Origin of the sequence: Mucilaginibacter metallidurans, from assembly GCF_003286435.2 — a bacterium.
GTDB lineage: Bacteria > Bacteroidota > Bacteroidia > Sphingobacteriales > Sphingobacteriaceae > Mucilaginibacter > Mucilaginibacter gossypii.
The window spans coordinates 5,771,555-5,792,723 of record NZ_CP043449.1 but is presented as its reverse complement, the minus strand read 5'-3'; the positions used below and the strand labels follow the sequence as shown (position 1 = coordinate 5,792,723).

Here is a 21,169-nt window from a genome sequence, read left to right as displayed (position 1 = left end):
GTTTTTAGGTGCCTAATTCTAATTGATTTTTTACAAGATGATAATATTCACCTTTTAGTTTAGTCAGTTCGCGATGGTTGCCCTGTTCGGCGATTTGGCCGTTTCTAAGCAAAATGATGTTATCTGCATTGCTTACTGTACTCAATCTATGCGCAACTATGACAACAGTGCGGCCATCAAAAAATTCTTTCAGATTATGCATAATCACCCGCTCATTATTAGCATCGAGCGCATTCGTCGCTTCATCGAAAAAAATGTATTGAGGGTTTTTATACACAGCACGGGCTATAAGCAATCGTTGCCGTTGCCCTTGACTAATACCGTTCCCCTCTGCGCCAATCTTCGTATTTAATCCTAACGGTAGACCATCTATAAGGTCTTGTATATTAGCAATTTTAATAGCGTTTCTTAGTTTTTGCTTGTCAGCAGTTTCGTCACCAACTGCTATATTGCGTTCAATGGTGTCGGAAAAAATAAACCCGTCTTGCATAACAGTTCCACAACTGCTTCGCCAGGTTTTAAAACTAATATTGCCGAGAGCCTGGTCACCAATTTTGATTTCGCCTTTCTGCGGCTCGTAAAACCTTAACAGCAATTTCAATATGGTCGTTTTGCCACTGCCGCTCATGCCAACAATAGCAGTTGTTTTGCCTTGAGGAATTTGAATATTTATATTTTGGAGCACGGGTTCGCTGCCGGCTCCTGGATATTTGAATGTAAGGTTATTGATGCTTACACTTAAATTATTGGGTAGCTCATGATTAAACTCTTTATCTATAGGTTCTTCATCGTCCAATTCATGTATTTCACTTAGTCGCTCCAAGCTTATCTTAGCATCCTGAAACCCCTGGATAAATGACAAAAACAGCTGAATTGGGCTGTTTAGCTGACCAACCATATACTGAACAGCTACCATTGATCCAAGGGTTAGATTTCCGTCAATTACCGCCTTCGCGCTCAGCAAAGTGATCAATAAATTTGTGGATTCATTAATAAATGTCGAACCGCCTTGTTGATATTGACTTAACGCGAGGTTTTTTACATTGAATTTGAAGAGCCGCGCTTGCAGGTGTTCCCATTCCCAACGCTTTTGCTGTTCGCAATTGTTTAGCTTTATTTCCTGCATGCCAGTGATTAACTGTACAATATTGCTTTGGTTTTTCGAGGATATCTCAAAACTTTTATAATTAATCTCGCGCCGGCGTTTCAGAAATACCAATATCCATCCCAGATATAAAATACTGCTCGTTAAAAAAACAAGAAAAATGGTAACGTTGTAATAGGCCAGTACGACTGAAAACACAACAAGGCTTAGCATGGAGAATATAGTGTTCAAGGTAGAACCGGTCAGGAAATTCTCAATTCGTTGTTGATCACTCATACGTTGCATGATATCCCCGGTCATTTTCGAATCAAAAAAGCTAATCGGCAGCTTCATCAGCTTGATCAAAAAGTCAGTAAGTATGGAAATATTAACCCTGCTACTGATGTGTAATAATATCCATGAACGGATGAAGTCAACGCTTACTCTGCCAATAATGAGCATTGCTTGTGCGATAATAACCAGGTAAATGAAATTCAGGTTTCTGTTATTGATTCCAATATCGACAATAGATTGCGTTAACAAAGGGGTAACTAACTGAAGTAGTGTTCCAATTGCCAGACCAAATATTAATTGCAATACCAATTTTCGATAGGTGACCAGGTAACGCAATAAAAAACTCCAGCTTACTGTTTTTTGGCTCCCAGAATCGTCTTCGTAAAAGTGGGGTGTTGGCGAAAGCAAAAGCGCAACGCCCTCGTTTTCATCTTTGTCAGAGACCCAGGCAGAAGTAATATCCTTTTCGTTTAGAGCTATCAGGCCTTTTGCCGGGTCGGCGATGTAATATTTATTTCTTTTTATCCGATACAAAACAATGAAATGGTTCTGCCGCCAATGCAATATACAGGGTAACTCGGCTTCCCTGAGATCGGACAGATTTAATTTGGCACCTAACGAACGAAATCCTATTTTTTCGGATGCGTCACTAATGCCTAATAGCGAAACGCCTTCGCGGTCAACTTCACATAACTTTCTTAATAATTGTATTTTAATATTCCGTCCGTAATGTTTGGCCACCATGCGTAAACAGGCTGGGCCACAGTCCATCGAGTCTGGTTGTTTAAAAAAGGGAAAAGGCATGGACTAATCAGGGAAAAGAAAATGTTTAGATTTATTTTTATGTAATCGGACAATACAGGCTGACCGCCTTAAATGCCAGCCAGCCTATAAGTTTAGATCCCGCTGTTTGAACATAGTCGCTCATAGCCTGAGCCATCGCTACCAACGATGAAGCATCCAATGTCATCTTCAGCTTCACAAGTACCCGGACCGGTACAAGTTACAGTCCAGCTGTAGCCCGTTTGACCGGGGCTCCACCAACAGGTGGCGGAACATCCGCTAACTGTTCCCCCTGAGATCGCTTTCATCTCAGAACGGCTTAATGCTTTGAAATTTTTCATTTCTATAGATTTTAAATTAATAATTCATCGACACAACGCTCCGATGCTAAGCGGTGCATTAAAGTTTGCACAACCGTTAGAAGATCTTATTTACTCGCCGAAAGCAACATCTTTATTTTTCGAAGTTCAGTTTCACTGTTACCGTCGATCAATAATTTGCCTTCCGGACTGTAGAGCCGGTAGGTGGGGTATAAAGAAACATTTAACCGTTTCATCAAACGAGCGTTTTTATTACGATCCACATAGTAACTATTCCAGTTGATGCCGTTTTTTTCTTCAAAATTCTTCACTTTATCAATGTCGAAATCGAAAGCAATACCAATTATAAATAGCTTGCTCTGATTTTCGTTATAAATCTCTTTTACTAAAGGAAGTTTTTCAATGCATGGAACACACCAGGTGCCCCAATAATCAACTAAAACATACTTACCTCTGTTTAAAAAAGCATGTAAAGGTTCTTGATTTTGTGTTTTTACACTTGGAAGTGCCAACTGAAAAGTTGTGTCTCCAAGTAGTTTTGGGGGACTATGATAAGTTATGGATAGGTTTACATTGCTATCGGGCAATGTGAACGCAGTATCTATGGTCAAAGAAAAGACCTTAGTTGCCCAGTAGTCTTTCAATTCAAGAGGAAATTTTGAAACACTGGTGTCCGACTTGATTTCGAATCTGAATTTGTTGGTTTCATTGCTAAAGGTCCGGGGCTCGGCAGAAAACAACACCGGCTTTCCCTTTATTTGGAATTGCCCTCCCAATGTTCATTCCTGAGTATGCCGAAACTGGTAAGGCTGTCTCGCTTACTCGGGAATGAGCTAAAATAAGGTACCGGCAGTATTTGAATATTAAAAGTTCGAATTTTGCCTCTATTACTTTTTTGAGTAAGGCAATGTTTTGCATGAGTTCTTTGGCATGAATGTTTTTTCTTAATGAGTCAGCAATTTCCCGGGTGTAGGTTATGATTTCTGACGGCTCAATTTTATTATCGCCGTTAGCGTCAATTAGAAATACCCTGTTTCCCGTAATATCTACGCCGGCGATAATATGTACTTTAAAAGAATCAAATTCTTTTATGCGTGATTCAAGCAGCGTTGTATCAACAGATTGAGACGTTACGCTTTTCATAACCTTATTGTACCGATCTTGAGTATACACACCATTTTTATATCGCCGATATACTTCTTCGGCGGTCCAGGGAAATGTGTAATAATATTTAAAATATGTAAACTTCATGCTGTCCGGAATAGATAGCGGAGTAGCGTCCTCCGGGCTTGGAGGAACCTGATAAGCACCACGTTTGTTGCCTACAACCCGTTTTAATATAATTTTTTGATTTTGAGCGACGACTTGGCTGAAATTGACGCAGAAAATAAGTAGTATGAGAAATTTTCGCATTTTTTAGGATTAAAAAGCTAAGCCGGTTGGCTTAGCTCACGTTTCACACCGGTGGATTACATTTTTTTGAATCTACCCCATTTGCACCATTTGCAGTACAACCATCTTCATCAGTGGCAATGCATTCGCTGCCATAACATGTAACGTCCCTCAATGGCGCCTGGCATGATGCAGTACAGGAGGCTACTGTTTGCGTTACCATACCTCCGGAACCTTTAATCAGCCTCATCTCATTTCTCGAAAGTGCTGTTAATTTTTTCATATGTTAAAACGGTAAAATGACGTTCTGAATTTTCGCATCAAAACTTGGCGGCATGTATACTAAAGGGGACATGCTCCTCTACTCTCTGAAGTGTCTCCATTTGCATTATTCAAGCATATATTTCAGGTCGTTTAAACGATAAGCAACTGGTATCCGATAACCATTTAAAAGCAGCGTGGGTGTTGATGTTATTTCAGCCATCCGACACCAATTTATCTGATTGTCAAGTTTTCGATTTTGGTCATTGTTTAAAATTACGGGGTATTTCTTTGCCCAACTTTCATAGTTTTTTTGCTTTTGTTTGTACCAATCGTGCAAAGCTTGTTTGATAATCGTTCTATCATGTAACTGGGCAAGAGCCATCAGGTGACGGACTACAGTAGTTTTAAGGTCGTTATCAATGTTTTCAGCAGCAAAAACGATACGTGCCTGGATATCTGGGTTTTTATCCAGCCAATCATCTAAAATCTCATGGGTTTGAGAACAAGGTTCGCAATAGGGGTTACTAACCATTGTAATAACATTAGATGCTTCGACGTTGCCTAAAGTTATACTCCAATCGTGATCCGGCTGCATATATTTAGGTTGGTTTTTGAGTGAGGCGTTAAATGTCTCAATGTTATATTTAAACCTTTGCAGCTGACTTTTTAGTGGCTTTAATTGTTGGGCCTTAATCAAAAGAGGTTTTAAAAACAGCCAAGTGGCTACCGGCAATAAAAGGCTAAGAAACATTATTAACAAATGACGACCGTCCGGCCAAGTCGCCGGTTCTTTTAACACCTTTGATAATAATATAAATTCCAGCCATAGTAAAGCTTGAACCGTGCAGCAGAAAACACACCACTGCTTCGCTACACGTGCCTGGTAATAAATTGAGTAAATCGTGTAGGGTAAGGAGCAAACATTTGCAAGGGCTAGTATATGAACCACCGCTTGGTTTGCGCCGCTCATAAGCAATGTTAGCCATGTTCCTGCAAAATAAAAGAAGCCAACCTCGCTCCAACTCAAGCCTTCAAAAACATTGGCTGCATCTGAAGATAGTATCGAATTACAATTCACTTTGCCCTTACCCTTACCAGAGCAAATTGCTTGTATAAGAGGATTTTTTTTATCGATACTTTGAATAAGCAACATTACGCTGACAGCCAGGCCACAGCTCTTCACTAAGATAGTCGCGATAACCCGCCAGATATTAAAAAGTTCCTTATTCAAAATTAAAAGACATATAAGAAGAATAATCAACACCGCTGCTGAAAACCATTGAGCTACATCATCGTACATTGAAGCATTCGCGTACTTAATGTTATTCACTTCTTCGGGTACCAATACGACACCATCAAGAATATTTTTGAATTCGACCAGAGGCATTTGAATGTCTTTTTTTGATATACCCGAGACAGTTACCGTATCAGCAGTTAATTTTTTGACTAAAAGAAACTCCTGTCCTTTTTTTGGAGAATGAGCGATAAACGGGCAGGGTACATCAAATAATTCATCGGGGGATATTCGGTAAGCAGCTGAATTGATCCCGTAATTATTGAGTACGTCATTCAATGCAAGAAGGCTCGGATAATCAGGATGAATATTGAGTTCATCAACTATTGAAGTTTGGGTAATGGCAGGGTTAATTGACCTGATTAGTTGAACCAATACGAGCTCAGCATTAGGTAATTTAGTTGTTAGTAACATATGCAGTTCTTTGCAATTGTTTTTTTATTGCCAAAATGACATTAATTGACATCGACTTGACGGCTATCTAATTTATCTAAGAGACGTCGATTGGAACATGTAGAGCTAAGAGTATATTAACAAAGCCACGACATCGGATATTATCAGTGGAGACTAATAGTTCCAGTGAAATTCTTTTGCTATACAGGAGCCAATAATTTACAATTTGAAACTGCGGAAATTTTCTGTTGTTTCTTTGTAGTTAATTTGGGACTTTCAATACTGGTTATAGTCATCGCTTTTCTGTTTAGGTGTACTTAACAAGTTTAAGTATTTAATATTTTTATTAAAAACAAATACTGTAACATGCTTGTTACCGATGGTTTGACAAATCGATTTAAATGGCTTTAACTGAGCTTGTAGTGGTTTGCAGTAATTAAATATGAGATATTATTTAAGCGGAATTCTGCTTTTTCTCATCAATAATATTGCATGTTTAATATCAGTTTTTTTATCTCAGAATTAATTTTTGCCGTTTTTTGTGCCGCGTTTCTCTGTGAATTTATACAAGGATTCTGTTTTGCAAATTGTTACTAGGAGCGCAAATTCTTGATTCATTCTTTTTATATTGGTTGGACTTTTCTGTTTTCAAAAAAAACATATATGCTCTTGAATGATATCAAATCTACTATTGATTTCGAACCATTAGCAAAAATTTCCTTAGCATTAGTCCCATTTCCCTTATTTTGAAATACTTGTTTATCGATAATTTTAAATCTGTTTGTCATTATATCCGAGCTGTGGTCCGAAAAACGCACCAAAGGGTCATAAAAACATACTAAATTGCTTAAAACGCACATTTGATTGGACAAAACAAAAGCACTGCCCCCTCTTCGCCAATTGGCTTTCTTTTCCTAAAATATTGACCATAAGGACTAAAGGTGGTCATTTTGAAATTGGCCAAACGGGGTCAATGGGGTGTGGTTTATCCAACCAGCTGCCGTTCGCCCTAATTATTAGGTTGCCGTATATATATTATATCGAATGGAATGTGCAGTCTGATCTTCGGAGCTAAAACCTCAACATTGATTTGTAACGTCGAATAATCGATTTCTTTTTCTCGAAATCTTTATCATACAAGAATTTAAAGCTGGATGAACGTCTAAACGTTTCGACCCCGGAATTTGCTGCCTCGCTGTATTTTGCAGAACTTCTTCCTGTTTTCTTAGTCTATTTTATATCATCATTAAAAACTAAGAAAATGAAACATCAAATAGGCCCTTACCCCATCCATATCTTAGCGATATTGCTGTTATGCATCACCGCAGGGATCATCCGGAGCTGGAAGAATGAGAAACACGCTTACGAACCCAGGGAAACACTTCCCAACCTAGCGATCTTTGCCGGGTTCCAGTTCCCCAAATCACTGTTCGCAGGCTACCAATTAGCCGTGCTGGGTTTGACTGTGAAACTGTCACTGTATAAACTGCCGCACAACGGGTGGTTTCGCGCTTACTTTGGTGACGTACAAAACAAGAAAACTATTTAATACATATATCATGAAAATCAATGTCGTAATCGCAGGTTTTTTTGTGGCCGGAATGGCCATGACCTCTGCAGTCAAAGCACAGCGTACACCCGTCATCAATCAACGTGAGCATCATCAGGTTGGCCGGATCAACCAGGGTGTTAGCAGCGGTGCACTTACCCATTCAGAAGCAGCGCATTTGCGGGCGCGCGAACAAAACATTCGTGCGGACAAGCGTATGGCAAAAGCAACCGGCACGATGACGCCCGCCAGACGGGCAAACCTGAACGCCCGTGAAAACCGCTTGAGCAGATCAATTTACCGCAAAAAACATAATTAATGGAGTTGTTAATTTAAATCAGAACTTGATATGTTAAAACCATTCAAATACGGCTTGCTGGTATTAATAACTCCAGCAAGCTTCAGCTCCTGTGTGGTTCATCGCACGGCAGTATGGGTACCCGGCCATTATGTGGTTGGTCCCTATGGTAACCGGTACTGGGTACGCGGCCATTATAATTAACCTATTGTTTAACTTTAATTTAGATAAAATGAATAAGATCACAAAAGTTCTATTGCTGGCGGGCTTGTTGTCGGCCGGTGCATTCACAACGAATGCTCAGATCGTTGTGCGGGTCAGACCAGCCAGGCCGGTAGCCGTCATCAGACGCCCGCCGCCGCCTTCGCCGCGCCACGTATGGGTGGAGGAAGACTGGGTTCTCAGTAGCGGCAGATACGTGTGGCACGGGGGGTACTGGGCAGCGCCGCCGCGTCCGAGAGCCTTCTATGTACCGGGCCACTGGCGTAACACACCGCGCGGTTCCGTATGGGTTCCCGGTCACTGGCGTTAGACAAAGTCAATCTCTAAGGGGCTGACCAAAAAGGAGGAATGTTATTAAGGCAGAATAATGAGAATCCTTAGCAATTGGTTCAAAATTAGGGAACTCAGTTTACTTGTTGAGTTCTTTTCGCTGCTAAAACAAAGAAAAGGGATAAAAAATGCTTTTAAGCAGCCTTTTTTATCCCTTTTAGATGAATTTTTCTCAGGTTATGTGCCATAGCTACAATAGAGATCTCTGTTTCGACTTTTTTGATTCCACGAAGGTGAAATCTTCTGAAGCCCATATTATGTTTGATATCCCCGAAACAGCTTTCAATTTCAATGCTTCTTTGCTTTCTGAGCAAAACTCCCCGTTCACTGTTGAGTGCCTCTCTGGCCTGCTGTTTATAAGCCTCTAACTTTTCGTTTACCTTGATCAGCCTGTTCTCTCCGGTAGTAGATTTGCAGCATTTGCTATAAAACGGACAGCCACTACAATCCTGGCACTGGTATTCTTTGATCGTAGATTGATACCCTGTTTTTTTATGGGTTTGCTGATAAACCCTTTGAAAAGTCAGCTGTTTTTTATTCGGACAGGTATAGCTATCCGATTCCGAATTATATCCAAAATTGTCTTTATTAAAGGGGTTCTGCTTATAACTTTTCTTTTGTTCAGCATGGAATGATGGGAACTTAAGATAACTGGTTACTGTTTCTTCCTTTTCCAGCAATTCATAATTTTGCTCGGTACCAAAGATGCTGTCTGCAATGATCGCTTTAGGCAGTTCGTGATTTTGTGTTTTTAGTTTTTGCAGGTGATCATTGAAGCAGGACCCATCATTCGTATTTTGATGGATGCTCACGCTGACAATAAACTGATCTTCACAACCTGCAAGTACATTATAAGCAGGCAACAGCTCTTTATTCTTCATCCGCATAGCTGAAGCATCTGTGTCTGTTTTGTTGTACCCGCTGCGTTCTGCCGCTATAGCGATCTGCTGTTCATAGCCCACGATCTTTGCCTGTTTCTCCCTCAGCTTTTTCTTCAGGCTGTTTGCTTTGCGCTGATGCTTTTTACCTGTACCTGATGCGATGATAGCATCCAGCTTTTCTACCTGTTCATCGATGCTTTCTGCCGTCACTTCCTGTGCTGACAGCCCTCGCTCTTCCAGATCTGAACCAGCGTACTGCTTGTTCTCGGCTGCGTTTAAGGTATCGATCTGTTTAAACAGTTCCCGGCACTTCTCCCCGGCCATGTCCTTAAACCGCTCAGCGTTCTTCTTCCATACTATTTTGTGTTTATTGCCATCTGCTGCCAGTGTGCTGCCATCACAAAAGTAGTTTTCCAGTTTAATATGCTCATGCTTTACCAAAAACAAAAGGACCTGTTCAAACAACGCTTCTATCACTTCCTTTGCCCTGGAACTCCTGAAGTTATTGATCGTCCGAAAATCCGGACGGCTCATACCAGAAAGCCACATGAAGTGGATATCCTGACGAAGGGCTTTTGCTATTCTCCTGCCTGTATAAACCTTTACGCTATATGCGTACAAAAGAATCTTTAACAGCATCCGGGATGATATGCCGTTGTGCCCCCACCTTTATATTGATTAATTAATCCGCTGACATCCATCGAATCCACTACCTGATTAACAACCCTAACCAAGTGATTAGGTTCTATTAACTCTTCAAGCGACGGTGGTAACAACAATATTTGTTGCTGACCGTAGTCTTTAAATTCTGCCGAACTTTGTATATTAGACATATTGTAAATTTCTTTCGCACTTAAATTTACTAAAAAGCCGATACTTGAAAAAGTATCGGCTTTGCTTTTTTTACCTTTTTAGTCAACCCCTGCTTTTGGTGACGTCCTGTTCCTATTCAGACTTAAGTAGGTGTTTGTGCCGCAGCGGAAAGATTGAACGGCAACTATGATCTTATCCTTTTCAGAAACGATCCAGGTCGTGAGCAACGACGATCTTGCCTTTGAAAAACTGCTGTGCCTGCCGGATGATAGTCGGAGCAATGACGTCGGTTTGCGCCAAAATCGCTAAATGGGTGAAAACCAGCTGTTGCACCTCTGCCGCCGCGGCCAATTTTGCAGCACTCTCCGGGCTCAGATGTTGGTAGACAAAATGAATATTTTCATATGGCTGCTGTGCTGTACCCTGCCGTTGTCCGGCAGCCTGAGCAGCGCCAGTAGCGGGACGCCTATTGAACCGCCCAGCATTACGGCTTGCTTCCCCCCGCATGGTGACTTCACTCATTAAGATATTTACTTTTTTTTCCAAAGCGATAACTGCATCGCTCGGGCCGGTATCACCAGTATACCCGATAGCATAATTTTGGTAATCAAACCGTAAGGATAGCGACTGCGTGCCGTTATCTTGAGGATGCCCGGGCGGGTTGTCAAAATGTGAGTTTTGCACGACCCTTACCCTCACGCTGTTGACCACCAGGTCAGCACCCGTTTTAAGGATAACAACTTTTACGGATGCAGCCATTTTCCATTTGTCCGGTTGCTCGGCTCGGGCAATTTCTTCCGTGGGGCTCAGAGCCTGCAAGATCCCCGCCACCAACTTGTCCGTGCCGGGCGGGCCATAAATAGTGAGGGGCACACTGCCCGCTGAGCCTTGGAACCAATGTAAGGCAATCAATCCCTGCAAGCCGCCAATATGGTCTACATGCAAATGGCTGATGATAACCGTCGTTGCCTGCGTCGGCGCAAAACCTGCCGCCGCAAAGCGCTCCATGGCTCCATCTCCGCAATCAATCATCATAGGCTTACCGCCTGCTACCAAAACGCTTGCAGGTTGCGAACGCCGAGCGTTGGGAGCCGGCCCACCTTGGGTACCCAGCGTAATCCAGGTCAGGGGAGCCTGCACCGGATTGGCAGCCTTGATTCTTTGAATTGTTGTAGAATCGGTTGATTTCTGGGCGAATGCGCCAGCGGTCAGCATCAGTCCCAAAGTTGAAAGTATAATCTTTTTCATTTTAGCTAATTGTTACTAAGAATTTGGGCGGTAAATCATTGATCTGTTCTCTTGTAAATGCAAGCATCTACTTTTTCGATAACTGCAAGAAAACTATCAAATGCTGGAATAAATATAATATCAAAGCAGCGAAGCGGAATAATCAGCGCCTCAAACAGTGACCCAGGATTTGAACTGCGGCACTTTCTCCCGGCTGATGATCACCATCTCCGATGGCTCGGGGCTAAGCCGGACTAATAGTTTTCCATTGAAGTAATGAACAACTTCCTTAAGCACGGCTGTTGATCAAAAACTGCCGGTTGGCGCGATAGAACTGGCGGGGATCAAGAAACTTCATTAGCTCATCCAGAGAGCGCTCTTCCAGCAAGTGGAACGTGCCGTCCAGCCTTGTGCCGCTGACCACTCCCTGCTGTATTTCGAACCAGGCGAAATCTTTTACCTGTACAGGCAGCAATTTGTCTTTATAAGGTATAAGGAAACTTTGCCTGTAAGAATTAGTACTTCCGGATAACAGATTTTGTAACTGGACGAGGTAACTCTCGTCTAATTTGCCCGACTGCCGTCCCGAATGATGCTGGTCAAATTTATCCAGGGCCTTACGCACCCTTTCTTCCGACATCGGTTTTAACAGGTAATCAAGACTGTTTACTTCAAACGCCTTAATAGCATATTGATCATAAGCCGTAGTAAAGACGACCGGACATGGCAAGTCAACACGCTCAAATAACTCAAAGGCATGGCCATCAGCGAGGTGAATATCCAGGAAAATCAGGTCAGGCGAATTTCCGTCTCCCAAATAGCTTACCGCATCCCGCAAGCTATCGATTACCGGGCCAAACCGGACCAGGGGCCTGCAAGCTGCTATCATTTCCTGCAACTGCCTGGCCGCATTCGGTTCATCTTCTATGATCAAAACATCCATGGTCCGCAATTTAAATAACTATACCTGTATATATTTGTCACCGGACAGCTTCAATAGCGGTAAATTAACAATAAAAACACCGTCTTTATTACTGACTGCTATCGCGCCACCGCACAAGTGCCGGTAGCGTTGATCCAGGTTCCACAAGCCGGTACCTGTAGAAGCTGATCTCAATTTCCTTTCATTCACTTTGTTGCTCACCACAATTCACCCATCCTGTTCCGAAATATTAATCTTAAGGGGATGGCTTACAGCTACCACGTTATGTTTAACTGCGTTCTCGATCAATACTTGTAAAGAGACCGGCGGCAAAAATAACGCGTTGCACGCTTCAGGTATGTTTAGATCGACCAATAAGCCCTTTGAATGTCGTTCCAGCAACATGTTGATATAGGCTGTAGTAAACTCCAATTCCTCGGCTAATGTAATGACCGGCCTGCCCGCACTGTTCAGGATATGCCGGTAAACCTGCGACATATTGGTCACAAATTTCTTGGCGGCGATAACATCTTTATCAATAACGGCATTGATGGTGTTCAGCGAGTTGAATAGGAAATGTGGGTTCACCTGGTTTTTCAGCACCTCGAACGTTGCTTCGGCGTTAGCTTTCAGCAGCATCTCGTTACGCAGCCGTTGTTCCTGATTATTCCGGAATAAGCGATAGATCTCCGCGACCAAAATACAGAGGCAGACTTCCAATACCAGGCTGATATTAAAAAGAAATACCGCGCCTTTTCTCTGCCTTAGCGCACTCTCTTCCGGGATGCCGGATATAATGAACAGCCATCTGACCAGCAGGAACAGCAAAATATTGATCACAAGGCGATGGCTGAATTTCGATGTTCTGATCGTCCTGAAGAAGGTAGCCATATTAATGTTGGCCGTGTTCAGCCATAGAATCAGCCATGCCACGAGGAATGCAAACAAAGATTTGCTCGCCAGATCCCCCCAGGTGATTGGGTTCATGCGCAGGCCCGGATTATTCCTTAAATAGGCCATAAACATTATCCGGGGCAGCGTCATAAACATCGTGACTGCAAGGGCGGTCAGTAGTATCAGTATACGGCTGTATTTCGTTTGCGTTAGCTGCATTTCATCTTATTGCGACCGCATCGATTTCAGTTCGTCCTTCATTTCCTTTTGATGAGCCTGAAATATCTTATACTGCTCAGCCGTCAATAGATCCTTCATCTTCTCATTCCTGCCCTTGGTCACTGCTTTTAATTTTCGGTATTTACTTAACCTGGAGCCATCATCTTGTTTCAATTTAGCCATTTCTTCAAAAAAATGTGCGTTGATCTCCTCAAATTTGGGCTGCTGTTCAGCCGTAAGTTTTAACTCGGTTTCCAGGGTGTCCATTCTGGCTTTCAATTTTTTCTTCTGGTCTCCTGTCGATTTGGTACCGGCAGTTTGTGCTGAAGCAGCAAATGACAAAGATAGGATTAGGACTGTACAAGCAATCAGATTTTTCATGTTAAAATATTTATTGGTGTTAAATGCAATTTTCAATTTACCGGTAGACGATCACGCGTCTGCGCGGCCTCACCGGAACAACGCTGACAACGGGAGCCGGCTTCACGAACACAACCCGCCTGGCCGGCAGTAATACAGGTGCTGGATTTAACACCACAACCCTGCGCGGGCGGTAAACTACTGGTCTTCTTACCACCACAACTTGGGCAGTACTTGTTTCGGACCACAGGCAAACTATGGTCAAAATAGCTATAAGCACTCTTGTTTTCATATGGTCTTGTTTTAAATAGTAAATAAATTACTGCAAAACAATCAAATCGAAGCCTTGGAAGAAGATAATAATCAGCGAAGCGGGAAAACAGAAAGTTAAAGCGGTAATAGAGCCATCGGACTCATGGGGCAGATTCAGATAATTGATCAATTGATTAGCATTAACTAGGGATACCGTCCTTTAATCCCTGTTTGGACAAAAAATCTCGTTGATCCCGGTCGGCCAATTTTAAATTGACCACTTTTAATGTTTAAGTTCAGGATTTTAGGAGAAGAAAGTAAATCAGCGAAGTGGGGTCAGTGCTATCGGTTCATCCAATCAAGCAGGGCATATTAGCGCCGCAAGAGAACTTTAAACCACGGCAGTTCTACCATTAAGGACATTGATTGCTGCAACAAAGGAGGTGCAACAATCAATGTCCTTTTTATACTGTAAATTTCCGGTTAACACGGGTGACGCGACGGTTTCCCCTAAGGTCACTTAATTTTATTAACGGCAAACCTCATCAGGAGTTCTGCAAGGGACGTAGGTTGACCATGCGCACGGATAAAGTAAAAGTAACGGTCGATCGACAAACCCTGACGTCGATGATGCGCAGCTCATTACTTTTTAGCTCCTTTAGAATGGAATGGACCGACAAAAAGGCAAGGCAATTGCTTTCCGATAAATACGACTTGATACTTTCCGTACTCCCCAGGTTCATCGCCACACTGAGGTCGCCCGCCCTGATACCATGCGGCTTTAAGGCATGTATGATAACATCGAGTGAACCGGAGCCATGCTCCCGCAGCAAAAGCGGGAACTTGGTAAGCTCATCCGGCCTGATGGTATCTTTTTTCAGCTGGCTGTTCGTAGAGGCCGTTACCAGTACCAGCTCATCCTTTAGGAATTCCTGGTAACTGATCTGGGGGTTACGATTGATCCCTTCAATAATCCCCAGGTCGATTTCCTTTTTGATCACCGCTTCCTCGATCTGCTCCGTATTACCGGTAACCATGCTGACCTTTACATCGCCGAAGCGGTTATGGAACCGGGCCAGCAGTTGCGGCAGCACATATTGACCGGCCGTATTACTGGCACCCACCCTCAGTTCACCGCGGTGTTCCTTCAGCAGGGCGTTCATATCAAATTCCAACTCTTTGTACACCAGATTCAGTTGTTCGGCGTGCTTAAGCAGCGTCTGTCCCGCCGGGGTAAGGCTTACCCTCCGGTTGCCGCTCCGTTCGATCAGTGCGATCCTGAAATGACCTTCCAGCTCACGGATATGCTTGGTCACGGCAGGCTGCGTAATAAACAGTTCTTCTGCTGCGCGGGTAAAATTGAGGCGCCTGGCAACCGCGTAAAAAACCTGTAAACGAAAGTCTATTATATTGGTCATGCTAATCTAAACCGTTAAGCGTTACGCGGGCGATCAGCAATAGCCATGGAAGGGCTGCCGCCGCCAGCGTAACTAATGTGATAAAAACTTTGAATATTGCCGCTTTGATATTTCTGGTATCGAAAGCTGGCAGGTAACCTGTAAATTTCTGAATTATTTTCATGACTTTCTTTGATGACAGACCAAAGTTCAGTCCTGAAACCCTGTTTTTTTTATCAGGAATGCTCATGCTGGATAACCTGCGCTTATCTATGCGCATCGTTCCAGCGTTCATATAAGCCCCCAGCAACATGCCAAAAACCAGGTTTGACACAAAAAAATATGCAATGCCTGAGATTGGCAGCACAAAGAGGCCTATCGGCCCCTGGCCGAGCAGCGGTAAGACGACAAAACTGTTCAATATCCAGGGAATATTGAAAACAGGCTTCCACGGACGATACCTGGCCGTGGAAGCCTGTTTCGAAACAAGAAGAAGTAACAGCCCGCCATCGCAAATCCAATCATATAATGGAAAAAGAACCAGAAAATGGCACTTTTTAGAAAAGCGGGACGGTGAATTGCAGAAGGAAGTGCAGAAAGCGCCAACTTGAGCAGGCCGCCACTTTCGGCCCGTACAGCGAGCATATTCGCTGCCTTCAGCAGGATCGTATTAACAGTAATGGCAATAAAGGCCGCCAAAACTGCTTTGCGCATATCTATTCCCATCCCCACCTCCTGAATATCTGGTGTCCCTCATTACCCTGCATATAATGAACGAAATCAAGTGCCTGTTTCCTGTGCATGCTTTTGGCGGTAATGGCTAATGGTGTACCGCGGTAGAGTACCTGATTTGATGGAAGCCGCACGATATCCGTCGCATCCCAGAGATTTTCATGCCAGGAAGCATAGGTGATCCAGACATCATAGGAGCTATTTTTTTTCCAGGCATCAATGCCCAGGGCAGTATCGGGAAAAGAACCGGCGATGTTTTTTTGAATGCCGGCGATCAGGTTATCCCTGCCCGCAAGATCCTCCCATAATCCGAGCTGCCCGGCACCGTTCACGTCCAGTACTTTGATTCCGGGTTTCGCCAAATCAGCCAGGCCTTTAATGTGTTTGGGGTTTCCGGGGCGGACGAGGATGGCTACAGCTCGTTTATACAACTCCGACCTCGTGGAAGGGTCAGTTATCCCTGGATGCTGTTGATCAAACAACGTCAGCATATATTCCGCCCCCTCAAAAATAATATCAGCATTCTGCTGTGCGCTGGTGATCCATTTCTCCTCAGGCCCGGCAACCACTTTTACCGGTATCCCCGTTTTGGTGGTAAACGCAACCGCACAGGCACTCACCGCGGAATAGGGACCGCCGGGGCCATATACGTGAAGGGTATCCGACTGCGCGAATCCGGCTTTCACGAAACCGGTGAACAGCATTAATATCAGGTACTTTCTCATGACTTTAAGTTTGGCTGCGGCGTATAGCGCAGGTATGGTTTTATAATCCGGTGACCGGACGGAAATTTCTCGGCTAGCTGTTCGGTGGGGATATTCAGCCCAATGATCACATCTTCTCCGGGTTCCCAGTTAGCAGGGGTAGCCACCTGATACTCCGCTGTCAGCTGCATCGAATCAATCACGCGCAAGATTTCATGAAAATTCCTACCGGTAGATGCTGGGTAAGTGATCATCAGTTTTATCTTTTTATCAGGTCCGATAATGAATACGGAACGTACCGTATGCGTTTTAGAAGCGTTGGGATGGATCATACCATAAAGCTCGCTAACTGCTTTATCCACATCTGCGATCAGCGGAAAGTCTACCTAGCACTGCTGGGTTTCATTGATGTCTTTTAACCAAAGTTCATGCTTGTATATAGGGTCGACACTGACCGCTAAAGCTTTGACATTTCTTTTTGCGAACTCTTCCTGTAATAATGCTGTTCTACCCAATTCGGTAGTGCAAACAGGAGTATAATCTGCAGGATGTGATAACAACACACCCCAGCTATTACCCAAATATTCATAAAAATTAATTTTTCCAATAGTGGTGTCCGCCGTAAAGTCGGGAGCCACATCTCCTAGTCTTAAATACATAAACTCTTGTTATTAATCGTGATTACTCGGTTATGAAACCGTATTTTTTGTAAATCTCTTTTGCCCGTGCGCTAACCAGGAAGGTCATAAAATCCTTAGCTGCCTGCTTGTGAGGCGCGGTTTTCAGCAAGCCCGCAACGTATTGCGCCTCGATATTTTCTTTCTCGGGAACCTCCACCAGCTCCACCGGATGGTTGATCATACGCTGGTAATAAGCTTCCGTGTACCATACAGGCGCGGCATCGCTCTGGTTATACAAAATCCGCATCGGCGTCTGCCGGTGATGGATCTGGGTTAGGAATGTCGTGCTGTCTCTTACCTTCGTTTGCATGATCGCCTGGTCCAGATCGTTGCCCCCCGCTTTCTTAAAGGCTTCCTCAATACGCTGGCCGACACCTTCCCATGCAGGATTCGGCATGCTCACCCGTACGTCACTGCGTCCCAGGTCTTTCAGGCCCCGGATATTTTTTGGATTACCTTTCCTCACCATGATGGCCAGGTGATTCTTGGCGTAAAGCTCGGTCCCGGTGAAATATTCAGGCATCTGGCTGATCTTGTTTTTACCCGCGGTATAAACGTCCGGCTTCAGCGTGATACGCATATTGCCGATCACGATGCTGCCATTGACGATCTGTTTGGCAAGTATTCCAGGAGGTAAAGTCTCGGCGAAGACCCGCTGGTACTGCGGATAGTTTTGTTTAAAAGCGGCAAGTAACTCGTCGATGCACATGAATTGGTTACCCGCAAAAAAGACCACCAGCTGCGGGTCATTGATATCTCCGAAAAGGTCGGGGACATTATCTACGCCGTACACGGTAAACTGGACCTTGCTTTCGGGCGGTGTGTTCCAGGGTGGGTCGAAGCGATGTTCCTGCGCTTCAGCCAAAGTAATACCCAAGGCAAAAGCAAGGTAAACAAAAATTTATTTTTTAATAGTGACATAGCTGTATAAATGAATGTGAGATAATCTGATTAAACCGGACAATTAATTGGGGTGCACAGTGGCCCAACCTTCATACTGACGTAGAATGATCTCTCCATTCCCGCTTGGCACATAAGAAATGAAATCGAAAAGCGTATTCTTGTCGATATTCCGCTCTTTTATGGTATTGCTGCATTGCGCCAGCACCACGCCTTTTGCCTGAAGGTCTTTTAAAGTTTGCTCAAACTGCCCCGACTTTTCGTAAACGGCAACGCCATCCCCAAACGCGATAAGTTCTACATGCAATTTCCCTTTGAGACGCGGGTCGTCCAAAGCGTTGTTGAGGTTGCGGAGGGTCGACTTGATCTTTTTCTCATCATTTGAATTGAGGATATACAGCGCATTATAATGCTTTAGTTTTGGCTGTGCGCCGGTAAAGGATGCAGGGTCAGACGTTTGTGCAAGGACAGGTTTGATCGTTAAAACTGCTATAAGGAGCAGGGCTGTTTGAATCAACTTTTTCATGGTTTTTGATTTTTATTTTATGATTAATTATGAATTTTTATACCTTTTTTTGTGTGAGGCCCTGATGGGGCCAAACGGTCCATATTTATGTTGCTTTTCGCTGAATCCGTCCGCATAAGGCCCAAAAGGAAAGTCAATCGGTTTTTTTGAGAAATCCTTCCAATCCAGGTGCTGGTCTTTATGCGGTCGTGGCTGTGAGTCGATAAAAGCAGCCACGTTCCAGGCCTCTTCATCGGTCAATTGCGTATTCTCATAGGTAGCCCCGAAAGGCATGTTATTTTTTACGAACCCGGCGAGGTTAGTCAGGCGATACATGCCTGCGCCATCATTATAACTGTTTTTTCCCCAGACCGGCGGGTATTGGTATGATTTTTTATCCGCGTTTAATTGTCCTTCACCATCAGCGCCATGGCAGCTTTCACATTTAGCCATATAAATGCCTTTGCCCGCAACCGGGTCCGCAGCATGGTCCAAAAAGGCCAGTTTTTCCGTTGCGCTGCCTACAACCTTTTGTCCTTTTTTGACATCTTTGCCTATCCACTTCATATAGGCCAGGATCGCTTTGACCTCCTTGCCGGTGGTGTCCGGCGCTTTGCCGGCCAAGCTGCGTTCAAAACACTCCACAATGCGTTCTGAGGCAGGTTCAATCTTTCCTGCACGTCCGCTCATTTTAGGGTAGCTAGCGATAAAGCTCCCGTAGTTATTTCCCAGATATCGCGTGCCGCCTTCAAGATGGCAATTCTGGCAGTTCATTCCATTGGTTATCTGTGCAATGGTGCCACGAGGACCAAAATAAAGTCCGGTATGGGCAATCAGTTCTTTGCCATACTTTATGGCTTCTCCCTCTTTATTATTCGGGATCAAATTTTCATCCGGCGCTTTCCAGGCATCAGCGGGGATCCGGCGAGCGCTGCCTGCGCCTGCATTTTCCTTAATGGCCGGATCACCGGCTGTTGGATTTGCCATAATTGTCTTTGCAGGCTGCTGCCCGGGTAGTAATATCACAATTAGAATGATGATACAGGCCACTGCGAGCATGGCCATGTAAACAGTGTAGCGTGTGATTTTGACAAGCACCCTGATGGTTTCTTTTTCCTGGTTTTGATCTTCCATTTGATGTATATCCTTTGAGGTTAACAGGTCAAATGTAGCTGCCAAGACAACAGTCTTTTTATCATAGGTACTGATCTTTGATAACCCGGGGTTATGACAGTACTTATGTTTAAAAGGTAGCACGAACGGTGTTGCTGGCGGATATTCTATTGGTTATTGCTATATTGATGAACTGATTTAGTCTTTAAATAAGTGATTTACAATATAATTGCGCCCGATCTCCAGTACACATAAATGATATTGGCTATCTGTTAGCTGACTTGCACTGCTTGCTGAACGTATGGATAAAACTAAGGAGTCCATTTGCGCTAATTGCTATTCAGATAATTGTATTTTCTGAATAGCAGACAGTTGTACCGGTATCTTGGATAAACCGCACCTGATTGACCCCGTTCGGCCAATTTTAAAATGACCGCCTTCACTGCTTAATTTCACGCTTTTAAGAAGAGAAAGCAAATTGGCGAAGAGGGGCCAATGCTATTGGTTTATCCAGATTAGCTGTAAAGCTTGAGACATTCCGGCGCCAATGATAACCCCGTTACGGAATAGCAAACAGTTAATTCCGTAACGCTTTGACCATATTAATTTATTGATGATTAATTGCGATTTTCTTAATTGCTTACACAACCCTGTGCTCCAAAGCGCACGAAATAGCCTGGTCAAGCCTCCCGGAATATCGACTCATGGGTCCTGAAATAGGCTAAAGTTACCCATTTATCCGAAAGATGATGGGCGGGTGATGTTTTTAGATAGCGACGAATGTCATTCCTTATGTTTTGCTTGAAAGCGCTTACTTAACATCAACGCCATTAAAGATACGCCAACGAAGCAGGTTATCTGCAAGGATAAAAATTGGGTGATGTGCACACTGACCGCCAGCAGCCATCCGACAGCCAAATTAAAAAGACTCCAAGAAACGTTTAAAGTAGACGATGATAGGCCAACTCCCCTTGGTGTGGCAAATGGGGTGGGAAATCTATTGCCTGATATACCGTGTACAAAGTGCGGGACCGTGTTGGCAAGAAAAGCTCCTGCAAAAAAAGCGGCAACATAATTATACCATTCCATATTCTGATTTTAAAATTTACGTAGTTAATCATCCATAAAAGGGAGCCCGGTTATCACGCCGGGCTCCCAAATCAACACAAACCAAAACAACACGACTCACACAAAGCGAACATCGTAACGGCCCGCAGATCTTCACCACGTTCGTCATATGAATTGACGTGCCGTCCTTCCACTGCTCAAATTGGTTTAATTGATATACTTTCATAGCATTAGGATCGGGCAACGCCGTTTCCCCTACATGGGGAACAGCGCCCCGTC

General features: G+C 43.8%; 23 protein-coding genes and 2 pseudogenes. 4 read left to right on the top strand and 21 right to left on the bottom strand.

The features are described 5' to 3' along the window. Window positions 1–4: 4 nt before the first annotated feature. From DIU38_RS24680 to DIU38_RS24660, 6 genes and pseudogenes are all read right to left on the bottom strand, one after another. On the bottom strand, window positions 5–1,681 hold the full coding sequence (locus DIU38_RS24680; RefSeq protein WP_317131852.1) for a peptidase domain-containing ABC transporter: 1,677 nt from the start codon (window positions 1,679–1,681) through the stop codon (window positions 5–7). Between the two features lie 201 nt (window positions 1,682–1,882). Continuing rightward, window positions 1,883–2,122, bottom strand: a pseudogene (locus DIU38_RS34750) (cysteine peptidase family C39 domain-containing protein); the annotation flags it as partial. Window positions 2,123–2,274: 152 nt separating this feature from the next. Next, window positions 2,275–2,469, bottom strand: coding sequence for a hypothetical protein (locus DIU38_RS24675; RefSeq protein WP_146750288.1), 195 nt, complete (start codon window positions 2,467–2,469; stop codon window positions 2,275–2,277). Between the two features lie 119 nt (window positions 2,470–2,588). Further along, window positions 2,589–3,125 (bottom strand): TlpA family protein disulfide reductase, encoded by a 537-nt coding sequence (locus DIU38_RS24670; RefSeq protein WP_167516274.1) that lies wholly within the window; start codon window positions 3,123–3,125, stop codon window positions 2,589–2,591. 67 nt (window positions 3,126–3,192) lie between these two features. Next, the gene (locus tag DIU38_RS24665) at window positions 3,193–3,894 is read right to left on the bottom strand and encodes a hypothetical protein (protein ID WP_149354173.1); all 702 of its coding nucleotides are present in this window, start codon (window positions 3,892–3,894) and stop codon (window positions 3,193–3,195) included. 367 nt (window positions 3,895–4,261) lie between these two features. Next, window positions 4,262–5,845, bottom strand: coding sequence for a vitamin K epoxide reductase family protein (locus DIU38_RS24660; RefSeq protein ID WP_112653001.1), 1,584 nt, complete (start codon window positions 5,843–5,845; stop codon window positions 4,262–4,264). 1,240 nt (window positions 5,846–7,085) lie between these two features. Between DIU38_RS24660 and DIU38_RS24655 the strand changes: the two genes are divergently transcribed. The 4 genes from DIU38_RS24655 to DIU38_RS34960 are packed head-to-tail and all read left to right on the top strand — an operon-like array spanning window position 7,086 to window position 8,203. Next, window positions 7,086–7,373: a hypothetical protein gene (locus tag DIU38_RS24655; RefSeq protein ID WP_112652999.1), complete on the top strand. Its 288-nt coding sequence runs from the start codon at window positions 7,086–7,088 to the stop codon at window positions 7,371–7,373. Window positions 7,374–7,383: 10 nt separating this feature from the next. Further along, window positions 7,384–7,692, top strand: coding sequence for a hypothetical protein (locus tag DIU38_RS24650; protein ID WP_112652998.1), 309 nt, complete (start codon window positions 7,384–7,386; stop codon window positions 7,690–7,692). A 30-nt stretch (window positions 7,693–7,722) separates the two neighbouring features. Further along, window positions 7,723–7,875 (top strand): hypothetical protein, encoded by a 153-nt coding sequence (locus DIU38_RS33225; RefSeq protein WP_167516273.1) that lies wholly within the window; start codon window positions 7,723–7,725, stop codon window positions 7,873–7,875. Beyond that, window positions 7,823–8,203 carry a hypothetical protein gene (locus DIU38_RS34960; protein WP_407716472.1) on the top strand — a complete coding sequence of 127 codons (381 nt, stop codon included), beginning with the start codon at window positions 7,823–7,825 and terminating at the stop codon, window positions 8,201–8,203. Before DIU38_RS33225 ends, DIU38_RS34960 begins: the two co-directional genes overlap by 53 nt. A 154-nt stretch (window positions 8,204–8,357) precedes the next feature. On the opposite strand, the gene DIU38_RS24640 is transcribed toward DIU38_RS34960, so the two are convergent. From DIU38_RS24640 to DIU38_RS24570, 15 genes and pseudogenes are all read right to left on the bottom strand, one after another. Then, a complete protein-coding gene (locus DIU38_RS24640; RefSeq protein WP_149354017.1) occupies window positions 8,358–9,743 on the bottom strand; it encodes an IS1182 family transposase in 1,386 nt (461 codons plus the stop codon). Further along, complete coding sequence (locus DIU38_RS24635; protein ID WP_149354172.1) at window positions 9,734–9,937, bottom strand: hypothetical protein; 204 nt, start codon at window positions 9,935–9,937, stop codon at window positions 9,734–9,736. The genes DIU38_RS24640 and DIU38_RS24635 overlap by 10 nt, the downstream gene beginning before the upstream one ends. Before the next feature lie 181 nt (window positions 9,938–10,118). After that, window positions 10,119–11,165: an MBL fold metallo-hydrolase gene (locus DIU38_RS24630; protein ID WP_112653468.1), complete on the bottom strand. Its 1,047-nt coding sequence runs from the start codon at window positions 11,163–11,165 to the stop codon at window positions 10,119–10,121. A gap of 268 nt (window positions 11,166–11,433) precedes the next feature. Then, window positions 11,434–12,087, bottom strand: a complete 654-nt coding sequence (locus DIU38_RS24625) for a LytR/AlgR family response regulator transcription factor (protein ID WP_112653467.1) — start codon at window positions 12,085–12,087, stop codon at window positions 11,434–11,436. Window positions 12,088–12,294: 207 nt separating this feature from the next. Next, window positions 12,295–13,179 carry a sensor histidine kinase gene (locus DIU38_RS24620; protein ID WP_112653466.1) on the bottom strand — a complete coding sequence of 295 codons (885 nt, stop codon included), beginning with the start codon at window positions 13,177–13,179 and terminating at the stop codon, window positions 12,295–12,297. 6 nt (window positions 13,180–13,185) lie between these two features. Beyond that, the gene (locus tag DIU38_RS24615; protein ID WP_112653465.1) at window positions 13,186–13,560 is read right to left on the bottom strand and encodes a hypothetical protein; all 375 of its coding nucleotides are present in this window, start codon (window positions 13,558–13,560) and stop codon (window positions 13,186–13,188) included. 776 nt (window positions 13,561–14,336) lie between these two features. Next, the gene (locus tag DIU38_RS24610) at window positions 14,337–15,209 is read right to left on the bottom strand and encodes a LysR substrate-binding domain-containing protein (protein ID WP_244311235.1); all 873 of its coding nucleotides are present in this window, start codon (window positions 15,207–15,209) and stop codon (window positions 14,337–14,339) included. A gap of 1 nt (window position 15,210) precedes the next feature. After that, entirely contained in the window at window positions 15,211–15,609 is a 399-nt protein-coding gene (locus DIU38_RS24605) for a hypothetical protein (protein WP_149354171.1), read from the bottom strand. After that, window positions 15,606–15,902: a hypothetical protein gene (locus DIU38_RS24600; RefSeq protein WP_149354170.1), complete on the bottom strand. Its 297-nt coding sequence runs from the start codon at window positions 15,900–15,902 to the stop codon at window positions 15,606–15,608. The genes DIU38_RS24605 and DIU38_RS24600 overlap by 4 nt, the downstream gene beginning before the upstream one ends. 2 nt (window positions 15,903–15,904) lie before the next feature. After that, complete coding sequence (locus DIU38_RS24595; RefSeq protein WP_112653462.1) at window positions 15,905–16,645, bottom strand: substrate-binding domain-containing protein; 741 nt, start codon at window positions 16,643–16,645, stop codon at window positions 15,905–15,907. Further along, a pseudogene (locus tag DIU38_RS24590) lies at window positions 16,642–17,283 on the bottom strand (peroxiredoxin). The gene DIU38_RS24595 and the pseudogene DIU38_RS24590 overlap by 4 nt, the downstream one beginning before the upstream one ends. Before the next feature lie 22 nt (window positions 17,284–17,305). Beyond that, window positions 17,306–18,169: a substrate-binding domain-containing protein gene (locus DIU38_RS24585; protein ID WP_244311234.1), complete on the bottom strand. Its 864-nt coding sequence runs from the start codon at window positions 18,167–18,169 to the stop codon at window positions 17,306–17,308. Between the two features lie 99 nt (window positions 18,170–18,268). Next, window positions 18,269–18,730 carry a DsrE family protein gene (locus DIU38_RS24580; RefSeq protein ID WP_112653460.1) on the bottom strand — a complete coding sequence of 154 codons (462 nt, stop codon included), beginning with the start codon at window positions 18,728–18,730 and terminating at the stop codon, window positions 18,269–18,271. 27 nt (window positions 18,731–18,757) lie between these two features. After that, window positions 18,758–19,888, bottom strand: coding sequence for a c-type cytochrome (locus tag DIU38_RS24575; protein ID WP_243770670.1), 1,131 nt, complete (start codon window positions 19,886–19,888; stop codon window positions 18,758–18,760). 717 nt (window positions 19,889–20,605) lie between these two features. Then, entirely contained in the window at window positions 20,606–20,911 is a 306-nt protein-coding gene (locus tag DIU38_RS24570) for a hypothetical protein (protein ID WP_112653458.1), read from the bottom strand. Window positions 20,912–21,169 lie beyond the last annotated feature (258 nt).

What these genes read in the sequence shown, in the direction of transcription:
- DIU38_RS24650 (WP_112652998.1), top strand. Translation starts at nt 7,384, where the DNA reads ATGAAAATCAATGTCGTAATCGCAGGTTTTTTTGTGGCCGGAATGGCC.
- DIU38_RS24635 (WP_149354172.1), bottom strand. Translation starts at nt 9,937, where the DNA reads ATGTCTAATATACAAAGTTCGGCAGAATTTAAAGACTACGGTCAGCAA.
- DIU38_RS24595 (WP_112653462.1), bottom strand. Translation starts at nt 16,645, where the DNA reads ATGAGAAAGTACCTGATATTAATGCTGTTCACCGGTTTCGTGAAAGCC.
- DIU38_RS24630 (WP_112653468.1), bottom strand. Translation starts at nt 11,165, where the DNA reads ATGAAAAAGATTATACTTTCAACTTTGGGACTGATGCTGACCGCTGGC.
- DIU38_RS24640 (WP_149354017.1), bottom strand. Translation starts at nt 9,743, where the DNA reads ATGCTGTTAAAGATTCTTTTGTACGCATATAGCGTAAAGGTTTATACA.
- DIU38_RS24610 (WP_244311235.1), bottom strand. Translation starts at nt 15,209, where the DNA reads ATGACCAATATAATAGACTTTCGTTTACAGGTTTTTTACGCGGTTGCC.
- DIU38_RS24620 (WP_112653466.1), bottom strand. Translation starts at nt 13,179, where the DNA reads ATGCAGCTAACGCAAACGAAATACAGCCGTATACTGATACTACTGACC.
- DIU38_RS24625 (WP_112653467.1), bottom strand. Translation starts at nt 12,087, where the DNA reads ATGGATGTTTTGATCATAGAAGATGAACCGAATGCGGCCAGGCAGTTG.
- DIU38_RS24615 (WP_112653465.1), bottom strand. Translation starts at nt 13,560, where the DNA reads ATGAAAAATCTGATTGCTTGTACAGTCCTAATCCTATCTTTGTCATTT.
- DIU38_RS34960 (WP_407716472.1), top strand. Translation starts at nt 7,823, where the DNA reads ATGTGGTTGGTCCCTATGGTAACCGGTACTGGGTACGCGGCCATTATA.
- DIU38_RS24655 (WP_112652999.1), top strand. Translation starts at nt 7,086, where the DNA reads ATGAAACATCAAATAGGCCCTTACCCCATCCATATCTTAGCGATATTG.
- DIU38_RS24600 (WP_149354170.1), bottom strand. Translation starts at nt 15,902, where the DNA reads ATGCGCAAAGCAGTTTTGGCGGCCTTTATTGCCATTACTGTTAATACG.
- DIU38_RS24660 (WP_112653001.1), bottom strand. Translation starts at nt 5,845, where the DNA reads ATGTTACTAACAACTAAATTACCTAATGCTGAGCTCGTATTGGTTCAA.
- DIU38_RS24675 (WP_146750288.1), bottom strand. Translation starts at nt 2,469, where the DNA reads ATGAAAGCGATCTCAGGGGGAACAGTTAGCGGATGTTCCGCCACCTGT.
- DIU38_RS33225 (WP_167516273.1), top strand. Translation starts at nt 7,723, where the DNA reads ATGTTAAAACCATTCAAATACGGCTTGCTGGTATTAATAACTCCAGCA.
- DIU38_RS24580 (WP_112653460.1), bottom strand. Translation starts at nt 18,730, where the DNA reads ATGAAAAAGTTGATTCAAACAGCCCTGCTCCTTATAGCAGTTTTAACG.
- DIU38_RS24665 (WP_149354173.1), bottom strand. Translation starts at nt 3,894, where the DNA reads ATGCGAAAATTTCTCATACTACTTATTTTCTGCGTCAATTTCAGCCAA.
- DIU38_RS24570 (WP_112653458.1), bottom strand. Translation starts at nt 20,911, where the DNA reads ATGGAATGGTATAATTATGTTGCCGCTTTTTTTGCAGGAGCTTTTCTT.